The sequence below is a fragment of the Stenotrophomonas sp. 3(2025) genome, assembly GCF_052665395.1.
Map to the genome: position 1 here is coordinate 1 of NZ_JBQOIF010000033.1, position 21,292 is coordinate 21,292.

Genomic DNA, 21,292 nt, shown 5'->3' on the forward strand with positions numbered 1-21,292 from the left:
GGTGCACACAGCGTGGCGCCAATGTAAGAATGCAACCTGAAATCGCGATGGCCATACCGCCACCGCAAACCTGCCAGGGGTGGGGGGGGGTGGGTGGCCAGGACCGTTGGCGCCATGGATGGCGCCATCGAGCCTACAGGGACGTACTTGCGGCGTGTCGTGCCCACCCACACCGCCCCGCCAAAAAACAGAAAAGCCAGAGCCGGCTGTTGCTCCGGCTCTGGCTCTGGTTTTGGCTTTTGATCCAGCGGGTGCCGGGCCGCAGGCCCGGCCGACACACTTACACCACCGGTTCACGCAGGACCGGGTTGTCCCAGCCCGGGCGCGGTGCGAAGCGATCACCCTGGCGCTGCTGCAGCGCCTTCAGGCGCTCCACGATGGCATCGGCACCCACCGCACGGATGTGCTGGATCGGACCGCCGCGGAACGGTGCGAAACCGGTACCGAAGATCACGCCCGCATCCAGCAGGTCCGCGTCGGCCACCACGCCTTCGTGCAGGCACGCCACCGCCTCGTTCAACAACGGCAGGATCAGGCGATCTTCCAGATCAGCAGGCGCCTGATAGTCGCGCGCCACGTCCGGCTTCTTGGCCCGGCCGTTCTCCCAGGTGTAGATGCCCTGGCCATCCTTCTTGCCGCGCTTGTCCGGTTCCACCGTCTGCAGCGCCGCCGGAATCTGCAGGCCCAGGAACGGCGCCAGTTCCTTGCCCACGCCAGCAGCCACATCCAGGCCCACGGTGTCGATCAGTTCGATCGGGCCCATCGGCATGCCGAACTTCACCGCCGCCTTGTCGATCACCGGGCCCGGAATGCCTTCAGCGTATGCGGTGGCCGCTTCCAGCATGTACGGGAACAGCACGCGGTTGACCAGGAAGCCGGGAGTGCCGGCCACCGGCACCGGGAACTTGCCCAGCGCCTTGCAGAAGGCTGCCAGGCGGCGCTCGGTTTCAGCCGCCATGCCGTCGTGATGGATGATCTCCACCAACGGCATCTGGGCCACCGGGTTGAAGTAATGCAGGCCGGCGAACTGCGCCGGGCGCTGGATGTGATCGCGCAGCTCCACCAGCGGAATCGACGAGGTGTTGGTGGTCAGCAACGCGTCGAGCTTCATCTTCGGCTCCAGCGTCTGGTATAGCGCACGCTTGGCTTCCGGGTTCTCGATGATCGCTTCGATGACCAGATCGGCCTGCGCCACGCCATTGCCCTCCAGGTCCGCACGCAGGCGCGCGGCGACGGCCGGACGCTTGCTCTCGTCACGCACCTTCTTGGCGAACAATGCCTGCGCACGCTCCATGGCCGGGTCGATGAAACGCTGCTCGCGGTCCTGCAGGGTCACTTCAAAACCCTTGTAGGCAGCCCACGCAGCAATGTCACCGCCCATCACGCCGGCACCGACCACGTGCACGTGGCGGATGCCGGAATCGCCACCGCCCAGGCCCTTCAGGCGTTCGGTGAGGAAGAAGATGCGGATCAGGTTGCGCGCGGTCGGCGTGCTGGCCAGCTTCACCACGGCACGTCGTTCGGCATCCAGGCGTGCCTGCACCGGCTTGCCGCCGCTGCGCTGCCAGGTGCTGATCAACGCATACGGCGCCGGGTACTGGTCCTTCTTCGCCTTGCGTGCGACCTGCTTGACCATCTGCGGGGCCAGCAGCTGGCGTGCCGGCCAGGTATTGGTCGCCCAGGCCAGCGCGCGCTGCTTGAACGGGCGGGTGGTGCCGGACAGTGCCAGCGCCACGGCGGTATCGAGCACGACGGCCGGTGCCACCACCTTGTCGACCAGCCCGATGCCGCGTGCGGCCGAGGCCGACAACGTGCGTCCGGTCAGCATCATGTCCATCGCCGCCGGTGCGCCGACCAGCTGCGGCAGGCGCGCGCTGCCACCCCAGCCCGGGAAGATGCCCAGCTGGGTTTCCGGCAGGCCGATGCGGGTGGAGCTGTCATTGGAAGCAACGCGATAACGGCAGGCCAGGGCCAGCTCGGTACCGCCGCCCAGGCAATGGCCATGGATGGCGGCCACGGTCGGGCAGGGCAGTTCTGCCAGCTTCTGGTAGGTCGACTGGCCGCGGCGGATGGCATCGTTGACGGTGCCGCGGCGATCGAACTCCTGGAACTCCTTCAGGTCGGCACCGGCGATGAAGCCTGCCTTCTTGAGGGACTGGATCACCACGCCCTTCGGTGGGTCCATGGCGATGCGCTCCAGCAGGTCGCCCAGCTCCAGCAGCACATCCTGCGACATTGCGTTGACACTGCTGTCCTGACGATCCAGGGAGAGGACCACCACGCCATCGTCGCGGATCTCGGGGTGCCAGTGGCTGAAGCGGAGACCATCGAAGCTTGAGAGCATGGACGTTCCATCCGGTTGTGTATGGAGAAGGGGGCTATGATCCAGAGGTTGTTTCCCCCGCGTCAAATCCCAATAGCAGGGGTGTGGCGCCCCGGATCGCAGGCCTTGGACCGGAACGTTAACGGAACGGTGGTTAAAAGCTGGTGCGGCGCCAGGTGATCGGCGACTGAACTTTTCCCGGGATTGGCAGTCTCATTGCCCGACGTCGGTTGGGCTGACAGGAGTGCGGCCCCTCATGGCCGATGTTGATACACCTCAGGAGCTGGATCTGGAACTGGTCCGGCGCGTGCAGCACGGCGAGAGTGCCGCCTTCGATGTCCTGGTGCGCAAGTACCAGCATCGGGTCGTGGCCCTGGTCGGTCGCTACATCGCCGACTGGAGTGAATGTCAGGACGTGGCCCAGGACACTTTCATCCGTGCTTACCGTGCGATTGGAAGCTTCCGCGGCGACGCCCAGTTCTCAACCTGGTTGCATCGGATCGCCGTGAACACCGCCAAAAACCATCTGGCTTCGCACAATCGCCGCCCGCCGACCGATGACATCGACATCGGCGACGCCGAGCAGTTCGACACCGGCACACGCCTGCGCGACACCGACACGCCCGAGCGCGAGTTGATGCGCCAGGAACTGGAACAGACGGTGATGAAGGCCGTCAACGCGCTGCCGGAAGAACTCCGGTCGGCGATCACCCTGCGCGAGGTGGAAGGCCTGAGCTACGAGGAAATCGCGCAGAAGATGGGGTGCCCGATCGGCACCGTGCGTTCACGGATCTTCCGGGCGCGCGAGGCGATCGACACCGAACTCCGGCCGCTGCTGGACATCGGCAGTGCCACCCGCGAGAAGAGCCGTATATGACCCGCATTCCGAACAACGAGTCGCACAACCATCAGTCTCCCGCCGGGCAACGCCTGGATGAACGCCATCGCCAGCAGCTGTCGGCGCTGGTCGACGGCGAGCTGGGGGCAGACGAGGCGCGCTTCCTGCTGCGCCGCATGGAACATGATCCGGAACTGGCTGGCTGCCAGGAGCGCTGGCAGCTGCTGGGTGATGTCATGCGCGGCCAGGCGTCGCTGCTGGCACCGGCCGGTTTCAGCGCCGCCGTGGCTGCCGCCGTTGCCGCCGAGCCGGCACCGCTGGCCGAGCCGAAGCGTCAGGCCCGCCGTAGTGGTTGGCGTGCCTGGGGCGGCGGTGCGCTGGCCGCATCGGTTGCCGCCGTAGCGCTGTTCGTCGGCCGCGAACAACTGCAGGAGGCGCCGCCAGTGGATGTCGCCGCACCGCAGGTGATCGCCAGCCAGGCGCAGTTGCCACCGGCATCGGAGCAACCGGCCGCCGTCACCGAGGCATCGGTGGACACTGCCGCGATGGCCGTGGCCAGCGTGCCGGCGGTGGCCATGGCCGCCGCCAGCCGTCGCCAGGACGTGCGCCGCGCCAGCGCCACCCGCAGCCAGCAGGCCGCGCGCGTGGCCCAGCGCGATGACGCGCCGCTGCGCGCGGTTGCCAGCCAGGCGCCGCTGACCCCGACCATGCCCGCCGGTAGCGCGCGCACTCTGCCTTTTGGCGAGGTCGGCAACCTGCAGGCACGGCCATGGCCGCGCTCCAGCCTGGCGCCCGCCGCCGGTGGCGCCCTCAATGCCAGTTTCCCGGCCCACGCCGGTGGCACCGCGTTCTATCCGTTCGAGCCACGCCTGCAGGACGAACTGCCGGCGTCGCAGCGCCCGCGCGACTGAGCCGGGTAGCGTTCCACGCCCCGCCGTCGGCGGGGCGCTTCTTTCCCTTTCCATCCGACCCGGAGGTTGCCGTCCGATGACTCCCCGACTCCGCACACATGCCATTGGCCTGTTCGCCCTGACCCTGCCGCTGGTGGCCTGTGCCCAACCGGCGGCGCCTGCCGCCCAGCCGCAGGCCGCCGCCGCCCCACGCGCACCGGCGCAGCCGTTGGTCAGCGGTCTGCCCGACTTCACCAACCTGGTCGAGCAGGTCGGCCCCGGCGTGGTCAACGTCGACACCACCATCGTCCGCAGCACCCGCCAGGCGCGGGGCGGCATGGGCCCGGGTGATGACGAGATGCCCGAGTTCTTCCGCCGCTTCTTCGGCCCGGATTTCCCGATGCCCGGGCAGGGCCCCGGCGGGCAGGATGGCGGTCCCAGCATCAAGGGCCGCGGCATGGGCTCGGGCTTCATCATTTCCCCTGACGGCTACGTGCTGACCAATTACCACGTCATTGCCGACGCCAGTGAAGTAAAGGTAAAGCTCGGCGACACTCGCGAATTCACTGCCAAGGTGGTCGGCAGCGACCAGCAGTACGACGTGGCGCTGTTGAAGATCGACGGCAAGAACCTGCCCACCGTGCGCGTGGGTGATTCCAACAGCCTGAAGCCTGGTCAATGGGTTGTCGCGATCGGCTCGCCGTTCGGTCTCGACCACTCGGTTACCGCCGGTGTGGTCAGCGCCCTTGGCCGCAGTACCGGCGGCCCGGACCAACGCTATGTGCCGTTCATCCAGACCGATGTGGCGATCAACCAAGGCAATTCCGGCGGCCCGCTGCTGAACACCCGCGGTGAAGTGGTCGGCATCAACTCGCAGATCTTCTCTGCCTCGGGTGGCTACATGGGCATCAGCTTCGCGATCCCGATCGATCTGGCGATGAGTGCGGTCGAGCAGATCAAGAAGAGCGGCAAGGTGACCCGTGGCCAGATCGGTGTTGCTCTGGACCCGAAACCCATCGACGCAACGATGGCCAAGGGCCTGGGGATGTCTGATACACAGGGTGCCCTGGTCAATGAGGTCGTTGCGGGGAGTCCCAGTGCCAAGGCCGGCCTGCAGCCACTGGACGTCATCCGTTCGGTCAACAAGACCCCGATCCGCGACTCTTCCCAGCTGCCGCCGATGATCGGCGTCATGGCGCCGGGTTCGTCCGTTGTGCTGGAAGTTCTGCGTGATGGCAAGCCCCGCAACATCACGGTGGTCGTGGGTGCCGAATCAGTGGCTGCCGAGGCGGTCGGAACGGGCAACGGGGCCGGCGACCGCTCAGCCAACGCGGCTGATCGCCTGGGACTGACCGTCGAAGACCTGGATCCTTCTACGAAGAAGCAGATGGGTCTGAAGGCAGGCGGTGTGCGCATCGCGCAGGTCTCAGATGCGGCGCGTGATGCCGGTCTCGGCAGGGGGCTGGTCATCACCCAGGTGGGCAGGACCCCGGTCGAAAGCGCATCCCAGTTTAATGGGCTGGTGGCGCGTGCCCGTCCGGGCGATGCGCTCGTCGTGCTGGTCTACAACCCGCAGAATGGGGCAAGTCGTTTTGTCGCTCTTGCCGCCAAGTAACTGATTTACAAGCCCGGACGCAGGATTCGGTGCGTCCGGGCGTGGCCCTCCGATTCAGACCTGGAGGTTCCTGTCCACACAGTAGCCGTTGCCGCCACCGTCAATGAAGCAGCACTCGTGGATGTCACAGACCTTGTAGATCCGCGCGAATGCCGACGCGGGCAGCAGAGTGCAGGCACAGGTTACAGCGAGGAGAGCGATTGCTTTGATCTTCATTCATTCAGTCCTTTGTTCGCGAGTTCGTGAGTGGCGGCGTCTACCGCCATTGATTTGTCGCATTCCTGCCAAGGATTGAAAATGAGATGTGTTGCATTTTCCTCAATTGTGGCCGCGGTCAGGCGCAAAACGCGCGCCTGCTGATACGCGGACAGGATTGTCCAGGTCCCCGAAGCCCCGCCCCGGCGGGGCTTCGGCCATTCCGGGGCCGTGCTGGCAGGCCAACCACGCGGCGGCCCTCCGGGCATGCGATAATCGACCGTTACCCTGACGACGCCGCGCGCCGCCGCCACCTCTCTATGTCCTCTGATTCGATGCGGAACATCCGCAACTTCTCCATCATCGCCCACGTCGACCACGGCAAGTCCACGCTGGCCGACCGCATCATCCAGCTCTGTGGCGGCCTCCAGGCCCGCGAGATGGAAGCGCAGGTGCTCGACTCCAACCCGATCGAGCGCGAGCGTGGCATCACCATCAAGGCGCAGTCGGTGTCGCTGCCGTACGTGGCGAAGGACGGCCAGACCTACCACCTGAACTTCATCGACACCCCCGGCCACGTTGACTTCTCCTATGAAGTCAGCCGCTCGCTGGCCGCCTGCGAGGGCGCGCTGCTGGTGGTCGATGCGGCCCAGGGCGTGGAAGCGCAGTCGGTGGCCAACTGCTACACGGCCGTGGAGCAGGGGCTGGAAGTGGTGCCGGTGATCAACAAGATCGACCTGCCCACCGCCGATATCGAGCGCGCCAAGGCCGAGATCGAGGCCGTGATCGGCATCGATGCCAGCGACGCCGTGCCGGTCAGCGCCAAGACCGGCCTGAACGTGCAGGACGTGCTGGAAGCGATCGTGCATCGCATTCCGGCGCCGGTGCCGCGCGATACGGACAAGCTGCAGGCGCTGATCATCGACTCGTGGTTCGACAACTACCTGGGCGTGGTGTCGCTGGTGCGCGTGATGCAGGGCGAGATCAAGGCCGGTGACAAGCTGCAGGTGATGTCCACCGGCCGCAACCACCAGGTCGACAACGTCGGTGTGTTCACCCCCAAGCGCAAGGTGCTGCCGGCGCTGCGTGCGGGCGAAGTGGGCTGGGTCACCGCCAGCATCAAGGACGTGCACGGCGCTCCCGTGGGCGACACCCTGACCCTGGCCGGCGACCCGGCACCGAAGCCGCTGCCCGGCTTCCAGGAAATGCAGCCGCGCGTGTTCGCCGGCCTGTTCCCGGTCGATGCCGAGGACTACCCGGACCTGCGCGAAGCGCTGGACAAGCTGCGCCTGAACGATGCCGCGCTGCGCTTCGAGCCGGAAAGCTCCGAAGCGATGGGCTTTGGTTTCCGCTGCGGCTTCCTCGGCATGCTGCACATGGAAATCGTGCAGGAGCGCCTGGAACGCGAATACAACCTGGACCTGATCAGCACCGCGCCGACGGTGGTGTATGAAGTCCTCAAGACCGATGGCACGATCATCAACATGGACAACCCGGCCAAGCTGCCACCGGTGAACCATGTGCAGGAAATCCGCGAACCGATCATCCGCGCCAACGTGCTCACCCCCGAGGAGTACATCGGCAACATCATCAAGCTGTGCGAAGAAAAGCGCGGCAGCCAGATCGGCATCAACTACCTGGGCAGCCAGGTGCAGATCAGCTACGAGCTGCCGATGGCCGAAGTGGTGCTGGACTTCTTTGACAAGCTGAAGTCGGTCAGCCGTGGCTACGCCTCGCTGGACTACCACTTCGTGCGCTTCGATGCCGGTCCGTTCGTGCGCGTGGACGTGCTGATCAACGGCGACAAGGTCGATGCGCTGTCGCTGATCGTGCATCGCAGCCACGCCGATCGTCGTGGTCGCGAGCTGTGCGAAAAGATGAAGGACCTGATCCCGCGCCAGCAGTTCGACGTGGCCATCCAGGCCGCCGTCGGCTCGCAGATCATCTCGCGCACCACAGTCAAGGCCATGCGCAAGAACGTTCTGGCCAAGTGCTATGGTGGCGACGTTTCGCGCAAGAAGAAGCTTCTGGAAAAGCAGAAGGAAGGCAAGAAGCGCATGAAGCAGGTCGGCCGCGTGGAAATTCCGCAGGAAGCGTTCCTGGCCGTGCTGCAGATGGACAACAAATAAGCCCCGAAACCGGCCTTCGGGCCGATCGTCCGGTGACGTTGCAAAGGACCCTGAATGAAACTGTTTGAGATCCTCCTGGTCGTGCTGACCCTGGCTTCCGGCCTGATCCTGCTGGCCGACAAGCTGTACCTGGCCAAGCGTCGCGCCCAGCGCGCCGGCCTGCTCGACACCGAGCCGGTGCTGGTGGACTACTCGCGTGCGTTCTTCCCGGTGCTGGCGATCGTGCTGATCGTGCGCAGCTTCATCGCCGAACCGTACAAGATCCCGTCCAGCTCGATGATGCCGAACCTGCTGATCGGCGATTTCATCCTGGTCAACAAGTTCTCCTATGGCCTGCGCCTGCCGATCACCAATACCCGCTTCGTGCCGGTCGGCGATCCGGCACGCGGTGACGTGGTGGTGTTCCACTTCCCCGGCCATGGCGACAATGACCCGGCCAAGGGCGAGAACTTCATCAAGCGCGTGATCGGCGTGCCGGGCGACACTGTCGTGTTTGAAGGCGACGGCGTGATCCTCAACGGCGAACCGCTGAAGTACGACAACAAGGGCATCTACGCCGGCCACAAGGGCCAGGGCGAGGGCGCCAACCTGCTGGTCGAGCACCTGCCGGGCCGCACCCATACCGTGCTGGAGACCGACTATCCGCGTGGCCAGGGCCAGTGGACCGTACCGGCTGGCAAGTACCTGGTGATGGGCGACAATCGCGACAATAGCGACGATGGCCGTTTCTGGGGCCTGCTGCCGGAAGAGAACCTGCGCGGCAAGGCATTCCTGATCTGGCTGAACTGCCAGGGCTGGTTCTGCAAGGACGGCTTCGAACCGTCGCGGATCGGCTCGAGCATCAACTGATTTCACATCCACTCGCGTATCTGGGGAGAACGCAATGAAGACGATGAACACGCAGCGCGGCATGACCCTGACCTCGTTCCTGGTCGTCCTGATCGTGGTCGGTTTCTTCCTCTACATCGGCATGAAGCTGTTCCCGATGTACCAGGAGTATTACGCGGTGCGCTCGGCGATGAAGAGCCTGGCCAAGGAACCCGGCATCGGCAGCATGGAGCCGGCAAGCATCCAGTCGATGTTCTTCAAGCGCCTGGACATGAACTACTCCGACAGCCTGAAGCCGGCTGACGTCAAGTTTGACCGCCGCGACAATGGCTGGACCCTCAAGGTCAACTACGAAGTGCGCCGCCCGCTGGTCGGCAACCTGGATGTGGTTGGCAAATTCGATTCTTCCCAGGACCTGACCCGTAGCGGTGCCGAATAAATCTTTCCAACGTGAAGACCTGATCGGTCACGCCTTCCGCGATCCAGACCTGCTCAAGCAGGCGCTGACCCATCGCAGTGCCGGCGCGCCGCATAACGAGCGGCTGGAGTTCCTTGGTGACAGCATCGTCAACATGATGGTCGCCGAGGCGTTGTACCTGCGCTGGCCCAAGGCCGACGAAGGCGCGATGACCCGCGCCCGTGCCGAGCTGGTGCGCGAAGGCGCGCTGGCGGTGATCGCGCGTACCCTGCAATTGGGTGACCGGTTGACAATGGGGCCCGGCGAAATGAAGTCCGGGGGCCATCGCCGCGATTCGACGCTGGCCGATGCACTCGAGGCCGTGGTCGCGGCAATCTACCTGGATGCAGGCTTCGAATCCTGCCGGGCGAAGGTCCTGCCCTGGTTCGCCGCCTCGATGGAGGCCCTGCCGGCCACCGGGCGGCCGGAGAAGGACCCCAAGACCCGCCTGCAGGAATGGCTGCAGGGCCGACAGAAGGCCTTGCCACAGTATGAACTGGTGTCAGAATCCGGTGACGACCACGCCAAACACTTCCGGGTACGCTGCAACGTAGCCGACCCCGCCGCCAGCACCGAGGGCGAAGGTTCCTCGCGGCGGATTGCCGAACAACAAGCGGCTGCGGCCGTCCTTGAACAACTGGATTCCAAGTGAGCGAACAAACTCCCCATCATTGCGGCAGCGTGGCCGTCATCGGCCGCCCCAACGTGGGCAAATCGACCCTGACCAATGCCTTGGTCGGGGCCAAGGTCAGCATCGTGTCCAACCGGCCGCAGACCACCCGCCACCGCCTGCTGGGCATCGCCACCTACCCGGAAGGTCAGCTGGTGCTGGTCGACACGCCCGGCCTGCACAAGGTGCAGAAGCGGGCGATGAACCGGGTCATGAACCGCGCTGCCCGCGGCTCGCTGGAAGGCGTCGACGCCGGCCTGCTGGTGATCGAAGCCGGTCGCTGGGACGAAGAGGACAGCCTGGCCTTCAACGTGCTGCGCGATGCCGGTATCCCGGTGGTGCTGGTGGTCAACAAGATCGACCGCATGAAGGACAAGGGCGCATTGCTGCCGTTCCTGCAGGAAGTGACCGCCGGCCGTGATTTCTCGTCGGTGCATCCGATTTCGGCGCAGAAGCGCAACGGCCTGGAAGCCCTGGTCCGTGACGTGCTGGCGCTGTTGCCGGAAGCCCCGCCGATGTTCGGCGAGGACGAAATCACCGACCGCAGCCAGCGCTTCCTGGCCGGCGAACTGGTGCGTGAACAGCTGATGCGCCAGTTGGGCGAAGAACTGCCGTACGCCACCACGGTGGAGATCGAGCGCTTCACCGAGGATGGCAACCTGCTGCGCATCGGTGCGGTGATCTGGGTCGAGCGCGAAGGCCAGAAGGCGATCGTGATCGGCAAGGGCGGCACCCGCCTGAAGGAGATCGGGGCCAAGTCCCGCCTGCAGATGGAGCGTCTGTTCGGTGCCAAGGTGTTCCTGGAAACCTGGGTGCGCGTGCGTGAGGGCTGGTCCGATGACGAGGCCGCGCTGAAGGCCTTCGGCTACGAATAAGCCGCGACGGTCGCTTCGATGCTGATCGAGGACGACACCGGCTTCGTGCTGCATGCGCGGGCCTATCGCGAGACCAGCCTGCTGGTCGAGGTATTGAGCGCCGAGCACGGCCGGATCGGCCTGCTCGCGCGTGGTGTTTCCACGGCCAAGGGCCAAGTGCTGCGAGCGGCCCTGCAGCCCCTGCAGTGGATCCGCTTCAGCGCGCTGCAGCGTGGCGAACTGGCCCAGCTGCGCGGTGCTGAAGCGCTGGATGTGGCGCCGCGCCTGCTCGGCCAGGCCATGCTGGCCGGGTTCTATCTCAGCGAATTGACCCTGCGCCTGGCACCGCGGCAGGACCCGCTGCCGGAGTTGTACCTGGCCTTTGGTGAAGCGCGTGCGCGCCTGGCCGTGGGGGCCGGACTGGCCTGGACCCTGCGCCGTTTCGAACGCGAGCTGCTGGCGGCGCTGGGCGTGGGTTTCGATCTGGAGACCGCCAGCGATGGCCAGCCGATCGACCCAGCCGCGCGCTATGAACTGGACCCGCAGGAAGGACCGCAGCGCCTGCTCAGCGAGCGTGGCGGCGAGCGTCGCGCAGCGGCCACCGGTTCGGCACTGCTGGCCCTGGCAGCCGACGACGAACCGGAAGCCGCCGATCTGGCCAGCCTGCGCCTGCCGATGCGGCGGGTGCTGGCCCATCACCTGGGCGCGCGCGGGTTGAAGTCGTGGGAGATGCTGGAGCAGCTGACACCCCGGCGTTGAGGGGTGTTCGGCAGGGCTTGCAGCCCTGCACCTGCCGAATCAACGGCAACGGCAACGGCAACGGCAACGGCAACGTCAACGGCAACGGCAACGGCAACGGCAACGTCAACAGCAAAAGCTGGCTATCCGTGGGTAGGCGGGGTGGGTCCGGTGGCAGGGGACGCCGTAAATACGTCCCTGTAGGCTCGGTCGCCGCTTGCTCGTGTGCGCTGTCCTGCGCACATGGCAAGACCCGGGTTGGGCTTCCTGCCCAACCCGCCCGAGGCATGCCTCGGGCCCATGCGGCTCACGCCCCTGCCACCGGACCCACCCCGCCTTCGACAGATCTCCGCAATCTGTCGGGATGGCATGGCCTGCTCCTGGTAGGTGTCGACCTTGGTCGACACGTAGATCCACGCCATGCGTGGATGCTCTTCGTTCAAGTGTCGAAATATTCGATTTCGATGGAGATTCATCCACGCATGGCGTGGATCTACCAGCATTCGGGGAACTGTCGGAGGCGGGTCGGTGTCGGATTGCGGGGTGTCCGCGGCATGGATGCCGCGGCCAAGCCTACACGGACGTACTTGCGGCGTCCCCGCAATCCGACACCGTCCCGCCATCCCGCAGGAAGCTGCTTTGGCTGTTGCCGTTGCTCCGGCTGTTGCCTCTGTAGGTGCAGGGCGCAGCCCTGCCGACCAACTCTCAGTGCAGCAGGGCCGCTACCGCCGCGCGGAACCCCGCCTGTGCCTGCCCCGATTCGGGCGTGTGATGCAGCTGCCGTACCGCACGTGCCAGTCGCGCTGCACCCACGAACCCGCAGCTGGCCTGCAACCGGTGCAGCTGGCTGCGCAGCTGGCGCTCATCATGCTGGTCCACCGCCTGTTCGACCGCATCGCGCACGCCCGGCAGTTCGGCCAGGAACAGTTCGCGAAGGGCGATCAGGTGGTTGCGTTGGCCATTGAGCGCGGCCAGGGCGGCGGTTTCGTCCCAGTCCTCCAGGGCCAGCTCGACCGCCGCCGGCGGCACCGTGGAACCGGCGGGGCTGTTGACCAGCGCACGACGGACCGCCTTCAGCAGTTGGTCACGGCCCAGCGGCTTGACCAGGGTGTCGCTGAAACCGGCCTCGCGCAGGCGAGCGTGAATGGCAGCATCGCCGTCGGCGGTATGCGCCAGCGCCGGGGTGTCCGGGTGCGAGCGGCGCAGCTGGTGCAACAGCTGGGCACCATTGCCATCAGGCAGGTTGACGTCGATCAGCCACAGATCGTGGGCACCGGGCTCGGCGCGCGCCAAGGCGCTGGCCAGTGAGTCGGCGGTGTCCACATCCGCTGGTAACGTTTCCAACGCCGCTTTGAAAAAACCGCGGCTGATGATGTCGTCCTCGACAAGCAGGAAGCGGGGTCGACTGGCCCGCGGGGTCATCTGCATCAGGGCTGCCTCCATGTCAGCTGGGGTCAATCATCAAGCACGGCGGCGGCGGGCGCAAGCGGCCAGCGGCCCCGCTGGTCAGGATCTGCGACAATACGCCCCCACTTTTGCCCGCAGCCTGTTGCCACGTGGCCCGATCCCGCTCCCGCATCGACCGTACTCCCTTCCAGACCGAGATCCTCGACCTCAGCCATGATGGTCGCGGTGTTGCCCGCCGTGAAGGCGAGGGCGGCAAGGTCACCTTCATCAGCGGCGCCCTGCCGGGCGAAGTGGTGATGGCCGAACAGACCGCCCGCAGCCGCCACTTCGATGAGGCGCGCACGGTGGAAGTGCTGCAGGCCTCGCCGCAGCGGGTGACCCCCAAGTGCCCGCATTTCGGCACCTGCGCCGGCTGCGTGCTGCAGCACCTGGACGAAGACCAGCAGATCGTCGCCAAGCAGCGCGTGCTGATGGACAACCTGGAGCGCATCGGCCATGTGAAGCCGGGCACCGTGCTGCCGCCGCTGGTGGGTGACAGCTGGGGCTACCGCCGCAAGGGCCGGTTCTCGGTGCGCCGGGTCGAGAAGAAGGACAAGACCCTGGTCGGCTTCCGCGAGCAGGACCCGCGCTTCGTCGCGGACCTGCGGCAGTGCCTGACTGTGATCCCGGAAATCGGCACCAAGGTGGAGGTGCTGTCGACCTTCATCGAATCCCTGGATGGCAAGCGCGACATCCCGCAGATCGAGTTCATCGCCGGTGACCAGGCCGTGGTGCTGACCGTGCGCCACCTGCAGCCGCTGAGTGATGCCGATCGCGTCGCCTGGGCGGCCTTCGGCCAACAGCACGGCTTTGTCATCTACCTGCAGTCGGGCGGCGTGGATACCGTGCAGCCGCTGGACGGGCAGGGCGTGGCGCTTTCGTTCCGGCTGGCGCCGTGGGATGTCGAACTGGCGTTCCGTCCGCTGGATTTCATCCAGGTCAATGCCAAGCTCAACGAGAAGATGATCGCCCACGCGCTGGACCTGCTTGAACCGGGTGCCGACGAGCGCGTGCTGGACCTGTTCTGTGGCCTGGGCAACTTCACCCTGCCGCTGGCGCGCAAGGTGCGCGAAGTGGTGGGCGTGGAAGGTGATGCCGGGCTGGTGGCGCGTGCGCGTGAGAACGCCGAGCGCAACGGGCTGGGCAACGCGCAGTTCTACAGCGCCGACCTTACCCAGGACCAGCGCAGCACGGCCTGGATGCGCCAGGGCTTTGACAAGCTGCTGCTGGATCCGCCGCGTTCGGGCGCCATCGAAGTGCTGCAGCAGCTGCCGTTGAAGCAGTTCAAGCGCATCGTCTATGTCAGCTGCCATCCGGGCTCGCTGGCCCGCGATGCCGGCTACCTGGTCAACGAACAGGGCTTCACCCTGGTCAGCGCCGGTGCGATGGACATGTTCCCGCATACCGCGCACGTGGAGAGCATCGCGGTGTTTGAAAAGCGCTGATGCCTGCAGCGCCGGGGGGCTGCCCGGCGCCTGCCTTGCCGCTTGCAGGCCGGCAATGCGGTCAGTCGGCCGGGGCGTTCTGCCACTGGCCGTCCACGCGCACGAAGGCCATGGACTGCTCGCCGTGCTCGCTGCCGTCGCCTGCGCGCACGGTGCATTCGATGGCGGCCCTGTCGCTGGCGACCTCGCAGTTCCTCACTTCCTGCACCTGCAGGGTGCCGGCAGCCTGTTCGAAGCGTGCGCGCAGGGCGGGGTCGGCCTGCTGTTGCGCCTGCCCGGCGATCCGTTCCCGCAGCAGCACCTGCACTCTTTCCCGGGGCGGTGCCGGTACGGGCACATTGCGCTGGTCAGGCAGTGTCCACGCGCCATCTACCAGCGCCAGCCGCAGCAGCTGTGGTCGTGAGTTGATGCCTGCGCTGGCGGTGGCGATGCAATCGACGGCGTCGCCGGCTTCGGCGGGTGCACAGCTGTCCAGGGTCTGCAGACGGGGCCGGAAGGTCTCGGCAACCAGGCGGCTGCTGTCGCTGGCGGGGCGATCGGCAACGGCCTGGTCGAACATCCGGTCCATCGCCGCCTGTGCCTGCTCCAGCGAAGGTACGGCCGTCGATCCGGCGCTGGCAACGGCGCACGGCAGCAGCGCCGACAGGGCGAGACCGCGACGAAGGCGATGGGAAAGCGTCATGAGCGACCATTCCATGGTTGGGGGCCGCGCAGTGTAGTCCTGCCCGTCGCCGCGCCGATAGGCAGCGTCTGGCGTGAGCCGCATACTGTGCCCATGGGCATCGAAATCGAACGCAAATTCCTCGTCACCCATGATGGGTGGCGCACTGCCGCGCACCGGGTCATCCCGATGGCGCAGGGCTACATCAACGATCTGGGCGCGCTCGACCGCGGCACCCAGAACGCGTCGGTGCGGGTCCGCATCGAAGGCGACAAGGCCGCGCTGAACCTGAAGTCGCGCACCCTGGGCCATACCCGGCAGGAGTTCGACTACCCTATTCCGGTGCAGGATGCGCGCGACCTGTTGGCGCTGTGCGTCGGCGGCCTGATCGACAAGCGCCGGCATCTGGTCGAGTACGCCGGCCTGACCTGGGAAGTGGACGAGTTCCTCGGCGACAACGCCGGCCTGGTGGTCGCCGAAGTCGAGCTCGACAGCGCCGACCAGGCCATCGACCTGCCGGACTGGATCGGCGCCGAAGTGACCGATGACGCCCGCTACTACAACGTCGCTCTGGCCAGCCACCCCTATTCACAGTGGTGAACCCCGCCGTCCCCTTTTTTCGAAGGTGGCGGCCCCCATGTCGGGGGGATGAGAATCGACATCTACTCCGACGTGGTCTGTCCCTGGTGCTGGATCGGCAAGCATCGCTTCCAGCAGGGTGTGCAGCTGCTGGGCGCCGAGGCGCCCGAACTCGAGATCCACTGGCAGCCGTTCCAGCTTGACCCGGATGCGGACGCCACCCCGGTGCCGCTGCGTGAGGCCTATGTGCGCAAGTTCGGCGGTGCCGAGCGCACCGAGCAGATTCTGGGCCAGACCCAGACCACTGCGCGGGCCGAGGGCCTGCCGATGGACTTCAGCCAAGGCCAGGTGCGGGTAACCACGCTGCCGGCGCATCGCCTGTTGTGGCTGGCCGGCCAGCACGGCGTGCAGGAGGCCGTCGGTGAGGCGCTGTTCCGCGCCCATTTCGAGCATGGACAGAATCTGGCCGACCCGGCGGTGCTGGTCCAGGCCGGCGCCGCCGGTGGCCTTGCGGCAGACGAGATCCAGCAGATGCTGGCCGGCGATCGTGGCCTGGCCGAAGTGGAAGCGAGCCTGGCACAGGCCCACGCACTGGGTATCTCCTCGGTGCCCACCTTCGTCATCGACGGCCGCTGGGCGGTTTCTGGAGCCCAGCCCCCGGAAGCCTTCGCCAACGCGCTGCGCCAGATCGCCGCCGAGCAGGCGGCAGGGCAGGGCGCGGAGGGTGCCCCGGACGGCGGCGACGACGCCTGCGGCGCGGACGGCTGCAAGGTCTAACCGACCCGCAGAAGGGGACGGAGGGGGTTGAGTCGCATCCGGCACCAGTGGGTCGATTGCGCCTTGATCCCCTCCGTCCCCTTTTTGACCACTGCGCCTGTTGGCCGGTTCTGCGACAATGCGGCACTGCGCCATGCGGGCGCCCGTTGTGGAGATCGACCATGCTGCTGATCGGCGTTGCCGGTACTGAACTGACCGCCCAGGAACGTGAGTGGCTGCAGCACGATGCTGTGGCCGGGGTGGTGCTGTTCAAGCGCAACTTCGCTTCGCGGCAGCAGGTGACCGAACTGTCCGCGGCGATCCGCGCTGCCGCACCGCGCCCGCAGTTGATCTGCGTGGACCAGGAAGGCGGTCGCGTGCAGCGCTTCCGTGAGGGCTTCAGCGAACTGCCGCCGCTGCAGGACATCGGTGTCCAGTACGCCAGGGATCCCGACGCTGCGCTGGCATTGGCCGAGCAGCACGCTTGGCTGATGGCCAGTGAGGTCCGTGCCAGCGGCGTGGACCTGAGCTTCGCCCCGGTGGTCGACCTCGGCCGTGGCAATCGCGCCATCGGCAATCGTGCCTTCAGTGAAGACCCGCAGGTCGTGGCCGCGTTCACCGCCGCCTACGTACGCGGCATGCATGCGGTCGGCATGGCCGCCACCCTCAAGCATTTCCCCGGCCATGGCACCGTGCTGGAAGACACCCACGTGGATACCGCGATCGATCCGCGTGCGCTGGATGAACTGCGCGCACAGGATCTGGTCCCGTTCACGGCCGGTATCGCCGCCGGCGCCGATGCGGTGATGATGGCGCACGTGATCTACCCGCAGGTCGCACCGGAACCGGCTGGTTACTCGCCGCGCTGGATCCAGCAGATCCTGCGTGGCGAGCTCGGCTTCCGCGGCGTGGTGTTCTCCGATGACATCGGCATGGCCGCCTCGCACAGCGCCGGTGGCGTGCCGGCACGCGTGCACGCACACCTGGATGCCGGCTGCGATGTGGTGCTGGTCTGCCACCCGGAGCTGGTCGATGAAGCCCTGCACGCGGTGCAGGGACGCTCCCTCAATACCGCTGCGCTGCTGGGCCTGCTCGGCCGCGGCGCGCTTGGCTGGGATGGCCTGCTGGCCGATGCCCGCCATGGCGACACCCAATCCCGTCTGCTGCAAACCCTTGGAAGAACCGTCTGATGCCGAACCTCACCATTTCCCAGGCCCTGGCCCAAGCCGACCTGCTGGTCGACCGCCCCACCATCGACAAGGCCATTGCCGGCATCGCCGACGCCATTGCGCGCGACTACCAGGGCGAGGTGCCGCTGTTCCTGTCGATCATGCACGGTGCGCTGCCGTTCGCCGGCCAGCTGGCACTGGAGCTGGGCGCGCGTGGCCAGGACGTGCAGTTCGATTACCTGCACGCCACCCGTTACCGCGGTGAGACCACCGGCGGCGACCTGGTGTGGAAGCACAAGCCGGCCACGGCGCTGTTCGGCCGCCGCGTGCTGCTGGTCGATGACATCCTCGACGAGGGTTACACCCTGCAGGGCGTGCGCACCTGGTGCCTGGAGCAGGGCGCGACCGACGTGCGCATTGCCGCGATGACCGTGAAGAAGCACGATCGCGCGCTGCCGGACGTCACCGCCGACTATGCCGGCATCGAGCTGCCGGATCGCTACGTGTTCGGTTTCGGCATGGACGTCAACGAAACCCTGCGCTGCGTGCCGGCCATCTACGCGATGAAGGAATAACAACGCCGCCGCCTGCGGCCTGCGTTTCCTGCCGCCGGCATCCTCGGGTGCCGGCGTTCTTTTTTCTCTGGAGTGCTTTCCATGCAACAGATCGCCCTGGCCGTGATTGGCGGTACCGGTGTCTACAACCTGGCCAAGCTTGACGACGTGCAGACCCACGAAGTCGACACCCGCTTCGGTAAGCCGTCCGGCCCGGTGCGGGTCGGGACATTGCTCGGTCATCGCGTGGCCTTCCTTGCACGCCATGGTGAAGGCCATTCGCTGCCGCCGCACAAGATCAACTACCGGGCCAACCTGGCCGCGCTGCAGCAGATCGGCGCGCAGCGGGTGCTGGCGCTGAACACGGTCGGTGGCATCTGTGACGATTTCGGTCCGCGCGTGCTGGCCTGCCCGGATCAGGTAATCGATTACACCTGGGGCCGCATCAGCACGATCTGCGAAGAAGAGGGCACCGACGTGGTGCACGTCGACTTCGGTCATCCGTATACGCCGATGCTGCGCAGCAAGATCCTGGCGGCGGCGAAGGTGACCGGTGTGAAGGTCCACGATGGCGGCTGCTATGGCGCGACCCAGGGCCCGCGGCTGGAAACCATCGCCGAGATCGCGCGCATGCGCCGCGATGGCTGCGATCTGGTGGGCATGACCGGCATGCCCGAAGCGGCGCTGGCGCGTGAGCTGGGGCTGGATTACGCCTGCCTGGCGATCGTTGCCAACTGGGCCGCCGGGTGCGGTGATGGTGAGGAGATCACCATGGCCGAAGTGCTCGCCAATGTGCAGGCCGCCAGCAACGGACTTCCGGAACTGGTCGGCGAATTGGCGCGGGGGTGATTGTCTTCGCGTAACAAGCTTTGCATACTCAGCTTGTGCGCGGGTTCAGCGTACACCACCCATTCATTGCATAAGGTCACGCATCACCATGCCGAACGGTACCGTCAAGTGGTTCAACGACGCCAAGGGATTTGGCTTCATCTCGCCGGAGGACGGCAGCGCCGACGTCTTCGCGCACTTCTCCGCGATCAACTCCAAGGGCTTCCGCAGTCTGCAGGAAGGCCAGAAGGTCACCTACGACGTGACCCAGGGCCCGAAGGGCGCCCAGGCCTCGAACATCGTTCCGGCCGAGTGATCCACTCGATAGTGCGTTGAAAACCCCGCTTCGGCGGGGTTTTTTTTGATGGCCGTGAAGATGCTCTTGCGGCGGGAGCGCGCGCCAACAGAGGCCATGAAAGCTGAGCGCGGCCACCACTGCCGGCTCTCCTGCGAAGTAAAGGAGGAGGCAGCCGCGCAGAGGCTGCCGGGGGGCATTCGCAGGAGAGCCGGCAGTGGTGGCGGAGCCCGATGCACCTCTGCTCGGAAGAGGGGGCAGCTGATGTACCGCTCCTGCGCCGATGGCACAATGCGGGCATGACGGAACGACTGCGCATCGCCGTGATTGGATACGGCACCGCTGGCCAGGCATTGGCCATCCTGCTCACCCGTGACGGCCACGAGGTGGAGATCTTCGAACGCGTGCCGACCCCCGGGCCGGTAGGTGCGGGATTCCTGCTGCAGCCCAGCGGACTGCAGGTGCTGTGGCAGATGGGTCTGCTTGAGGCCGTGCGTGGCTACGCCATGCCGGTGCGACGGCTGTATGGCGATACGCCGTGCGAGCGCGCGGTGATGGACATGGGCTATGACGGCCTGGATGCGCGACTGCACGGCATGGGCATGCAGCGCGGGGCGTTGTTCTCGGTGCTGGACCAGGCGCGTGAAGGCGCCGGCGAGCTGCACGTGGGCACGACCATCGTCGAGGTCGATCACCAGCAGGGGCGGCTGCGCGACAGCGACGGTCGCACGCACGGACCGTTCGATCTGGTGGTTGCCGCCGACGGCGCCGCCTCCACGCTGCGCAACGCCGTCGACGGTGGCGCGGCGCTGGACCGGGTGTACCCGTGGGGCGCGCTGTGGTGCCTGTTGCCGGCCGAAGACTGGCCACACATGCAGCAGCTGCGGCAGCGCTACGTCGCCGCGCGCAAGATGATCGGCCTGCTGCCGGTGGGCACCCGACCCGGTGACGACACGCCTCGCCTGAGCTTCTTCTGGAGCCTGCCGCGTGCGGATTTCGACCGCTGGCAGGGCGACGGCATGGCGCCGTGGCTGGAAGAACTGCATGCGCTGTGGCCACAGGCGGGCGCGCGCTTCGCCCATCTGCGCGACGCCGGTCAGCTGGCGCGTGCGGTGTACCGCGATGCCGTGATGAAGCGTTGGCATCAGGGGCGGCTGGTGCTGGCAGGCGATGCAGCACATGCGATGAGCCCGCAGCTGGGGCAGGGCGTGAACATGGCGCTGCTGGATGCACTGGCACTGCGCGACGCGTTACGCGCCCACGGTGCTGGCGAACCGGCACTGCAGGCCTACCAGGCGCAACGGCGTGCGCATGTGGCGGTCTATCAGCGCTGGAGCCGCTGGCTGACGCCGCTGTTCCAGTCCGATCGCGATGCGTGGGCAAAGGCGCGTGATGTGCTGCTGGGACCGATGGGACGACTGCCTGGTGGGCGCGGGCACATGCTGCGCGTGCTCAGCGGCACCCAGCACGGATGGCTGGGCGCGTTGCCGCTCGATCCGGCATTCATCCAGGCGCTTGCCGCTGCGCCCCTGCCGCTACAGGGCGTGGAAATGCCGGCCACCGCGTGAAGCCTTTCGTTACGGCACTTAACGATTGCCTCACCCCGGATGTGCGACAAGAGATGAGCACGCGGCAGCCGCGTCGCCCGCTTTCCTTTTCGTGATCGATCATCGCGTGGCCCGGGTGGCGCCGCCGTCGTTGCCTGCTGCGGCCCGGATGCGCCGCACGAAGCACGAGGAGGATGCCATGTTGTTCGCGGTCGAGAAGCTGGAATCGGAAATCTGCAAGCTGCGCGGTCTGCTGCGGATGCTGCACGAGGACCAGCCCGACGTACTGGAAGATGTGTTCGAGTTTCATGTCGGCAGTCTGATCAGCCACGCATCACCGGAATGCCACGGCCATATCCGCGCCTGCGCACAGGAAATGCTGATGGCGATACAGGCACTGCCGCGCCACGCCGACGAGGCGACGCAGGATTTCAGCCTGATGCGCGGAATCGCCGCCCGCCCGTCGTAATCCCGC

The 21,292-nt window shown here is 66.5% G+C and carries 22 protein-coding genes; 18 read left to right on the forward strand and 4 right to left on the reverse strand.

Going from position 1 to position 21,292, the window contains the following annotated elements; genetic code table 11:
- Nucleotides 1–280 precede the first annotated feature (280 nt).
- Nucleotides 281–2,344 (reverse strand): 3-hydroxyacyl-CoA dehydrogenase NAD-binding domain-containing protein, encoded by a 2,064-nt coding sequence (locus ACUXVE_RS18715; protein WP_218787826.1) that lies wholly within the window; start codon nucleotides 2,342–2,344, stop codon nucleotides 281–283.
- 235 nt (nucleotides 2,345–2,579) lie between these two features.
- On the opposite strand from ACUXVE_RS18715, the gene rpoE reads away from it, so the two are divergent.
- From rpoE to ACUXVE_RS18730, 3 genes are all read left to right on the forward strand, one after another.
- Nucleotides 2,580–3,200 (forward strand): RNA polymerase sigma factor RpoE, encoded by a 621-nt coding sequence (rpoE, locus tag ACUXVE_RS18720; RefSeq protein WP_032977088.1) that lies wholly within the window; start codon nucleotides 2,580–2,582, stop codon nucleotides 3,198–3,200.
- Entirely contained in the window at nucleotides 3,197–4,072 is an 876-nt protein-coding gene (locus tag ACUXVE_RS18725) for an RseA family anti-sigma factor (protein ID WP_445514939.1), read from the forward strand. The genes rpoE and ACUXVE_RS18725 overlap by 4 nt, the downstream gene beginning before the upstream one ends.
- Before the next feature lie 76 nt (nucleotides 4,073–4,148).
- Complete coding sequence (locus tag ACUXVE_RS18730; RefSeq protein WP_445514940.1) at nucleotides 4,149–5,666, forward strand: DegQ family serine endoprotease; 1,518 nt, start codon at nucleotides 4,149–4,151, stop codon at nucleotides 5,664–5,666.
- 54 nt (nucleotides 5,667–5,720) lie between these two features.
- Here ACUXVE_RS18730 and ACUXVE_RS18735 read toward each other — a convergent pair whose 3' ends face one another.
- Complete coding sequence (locus ACUXVE_RS18735; protein ID WP_222388587.1) at nucleotides 5,721–5,882, reverse strand: hypothetical protein; 162 nt, start codon at nucleotides 5,880–5,882, stop codon at nucleotides 5,721–5,723.
- Nucleotides 5,883–6,196: 314 nt separating this feature from the next.
- On the opposite strand from ACUXVE_RS18735, the gene lepA reads away from it, so the two are divergent.
- Genes lepA through recO form a run of 6 tightly spaced genes read left to right on the forward strand, consistent with a single transcriptional unit; the run spans nucleotide 6,197 to nucleotide 11,558 of the window.
- Nucleotides 6,197–7,990 carry a translation elongation factor 4 gene (gene lepA / locus ACUXVE_RS18740; RefSeq protein WP_049465871.1) on the forward strand — a complete coding sequence of 598 codons (1,794 nt, stop codon included), beginning with the start codon at nucleotides 6,197–6,199 and terminating at the stop codon, nucleotides 7,988–7,990.
- A 54-nt stretch (nucleotides 7,991–8,044) separates the two neighbouring features.
- Complete coding sequence (lepB, locus tag ACUXVE_RS18745; protein WP_025877111.1) at nucleotides 8,045–8,839, forward strand: signal peptidase I; 795 nt, start codon at nucleotides 8,045–8,047, stop codon at nucleotides 8,837–8,839.
- Between the two features lie 34 nt (nucleotides 8,840–8,873).
- Complete coding sequence (locus ACUXVE_RS18750) at nucleotides 8,874–9,257, forward strand: DUF4845 domain-containing protein (RefSeq protein ID WP_140228078.1); 384 nt, start codon at nucleotides 8,874–8,876, stop codon at nucleotides 9,255–9,257.
- On the forward strand, nucleotides 9,247–9,927 hold the full coding sequence (gene rnc / locus ACUXVE_RS18755; protein WP_222388588.1) for a ribonuclease III: 681 nt from the start codon (nucleotides 9,247–9,249) through the stop codon (nucleotides 9,925–9,927). The genes ACUXVE_RS18750 and rnc overlap by 11 nt, the downstream gene beginning before the upstream one ends.
- Complete coding sequence (era, locus tag ACUXVE_RS18760) at nucleotides 9,924–10,820, forward strand: GTPase Era (RefSeq protein WP_025877117.1); 897 nt, start codon at nucleotides 9,924–9,926, stop codon at nucleotides 10,818–10,820. The genes rnc and era overlap by 4 nt, the downstream gene beginning before the upstream one ends.
- Nucleotides 10,821–10,838: 18 nt before the next feature.
- Nucleotides 10,839–11,558 (forward strand): DNA repair protein RecO, encoded by a 720-nt coding sequence (recO, locus tag ACUXVE_RS18765; RefSeq protein ID WP_025877120.1) that lies wholly within the window; start codon nucleotides 10,839–10,841, stop codon nucleotides 11,556–11,558.
- Between the two features lie 684 nt (nucleotides 11,559–12,242).
- Here the strand turns inward: recO and ACUXVE_RS18770 are convergent.
- Entirely contained in the window at nucleotides 12,243–12,965 is a 723-nt protein-coding gene (locus ACUXVE_RS18770) for an Hpt domain-containing response regulator (RefSeq protein WP_025879186.1), read from the reverse strand.
- Between the two features lie 128 nt (nucleotides 12,966–13,093).
- On the opposite strand from ACUXVE_RS18770, the gene rlmD reads away from it, so the two are divergent.
- On the forward strand, nucleotides 13,094–14,428 hold the full coding sequence (rlmD, locus tag ACUXVE_RS18775) for a 23S rRNA (uracil(1939)-C(5))-methyltransferase RlmD (RefSeq protein ID WP_222388590.1): 1,335 nt from the start codon (nucleotides 13,094–13,096) through the stop codon (nucleotides 14,426–14,428).
- A gap of 61 nt (nucleotides 14,429–14,489) precedes the next feature.
- On the opposite strand, the gene ACUXVE_RS18780 is transcribed toward rlmD, so the two are convergent.
- The gene (locus tag ACUXVE_RS18780) at nucleotides 14,490–15,110 is read right to left on the reverse strand and encodes a hypothetical protein (RefSeq protein WP_222388591.1); all 621 of its coding nucleotides are present in this window, start codon (nucleotides 15,108–15,110) and stop codon (nucleotides 14,490–14,492) included.
- 93 nt (nucleotides 15,111–15,203) lie between these two features.
- Between ACUXVE_RS18780 and ACUXVE_RS18785 the strand changes: the two genes are divergently transcribed.
- The 8 genes from ACUXVE_RS18785 (at nucleotide 15,204) to ACUXVE_RS18820 (ending at nucleotide 21,286) form a co-directional block, all read left to right on the forward strand.
- Complete coding sequence (locus tag ACUXVE_RS18785; protein WP_222388592.1) at nucleotides 15,204–15,689, forward strand: CYTH domain-containing protein; 486 nt, start codon at nucleotides 15,204–15,206, stop codon at nucleotides 15,687–15,689.
- Between the two features lie 48 nt (nucleotides 15,690–15,737).
- Nucleotides 15,738–16,445 (forward strand): DsbA family oxidoreductase, encoded by a 708-nt coding sequence (locus ACUXVE_RS18790; protein ID WP_222388593.1) that lies wholly within the window; start codon nucleotides 15,738–15,740, stop codon nucleotides 16,443–16,445.
- A gap of 161 nt (nucleotides 16,446–16,606) precedes the next feature.
- Complete coding sequence (nagZ, locus tag ACUXVE_RS18795; protein WP_025879181.1) at nucleotides 16,607–17,614, forward strand: beta-N-acetylhexosaminidase; 1,008 nt, start codon at nucleotides 16,607–16,609, stop codon at nucleotides 17,612–17,614.
- The gene (locus ACUXVE_RS18800) at nucleotides 17,614–18,168 is read left to right on the forward strand and encodes a hypoxanthine-guanine phosphoribosyltransferase (protein ID WP_025879180.1); all 555 of its coding nucleotides are present in this window, start codon (nucleotides 17,614–17,616) and stop codon (nucleotides 18,166–18,168) included. The genes nagZ and ACUXVE_RS18800 overlap by 1 nt, the downstream gene beginning before the upstream one ends.
- A gap of 81 nt (nucleotides 18,169–18,249) precedes the next feature.
- A complete protein-coding gene (locus tag ACUXVE_RS18805) occupies nucleotides 18,250–18,996 on the forward strand; it encodes an S-methyl-5'-thioinosine phosphorylase (RefSeq protein ID WP_222388594.1) in 747 nt (248 codons plus the stop codon).
- Between the two features lie 88 nt (nucleotides 18,997–19,084).
- Nucleotides 19,085–19,291: a transcription antiterminator/RNA stability regulator CspE gene (gene cspE / locus ACUXVE_RS18810; RefSeq protein ID WP_019183439.1), complete on the forward strand. Its 207-nt coding sequence runs from the start codon at nucleotides 19,085–19,087 to the stop codon at nucleotides 19,289–19,291.
- Between the two features lie 278 nt (nucleotides 19,292–19,569).
- Nucleotides 19,570–20,838, forward strand: coding sequence for an FAD-dependent oxidoreductase (locus ACUXVE_RS18815; RefSeq protein WP_093818786.1), 1,269 nt, complete (start codon nucleotides 19,570–19,572; stop codon nucleotides 20,836–20,838).
- 178 nt (nucleotides 20,839–21,016) lie between these two features.
- Nucleotides 21,017–21,286, forward strand: coding sequence for a hypothetical protein (locus ACUXVE_RS18820; RefSeq protein WP_093818785.1), 270 nt, complete (start codon nucleotides 21,017–21,019; stop codon nucleotides 21,284–21,286).
- Nucleotides 21,287–21,292: the final 6 nt, after the last annotated feature.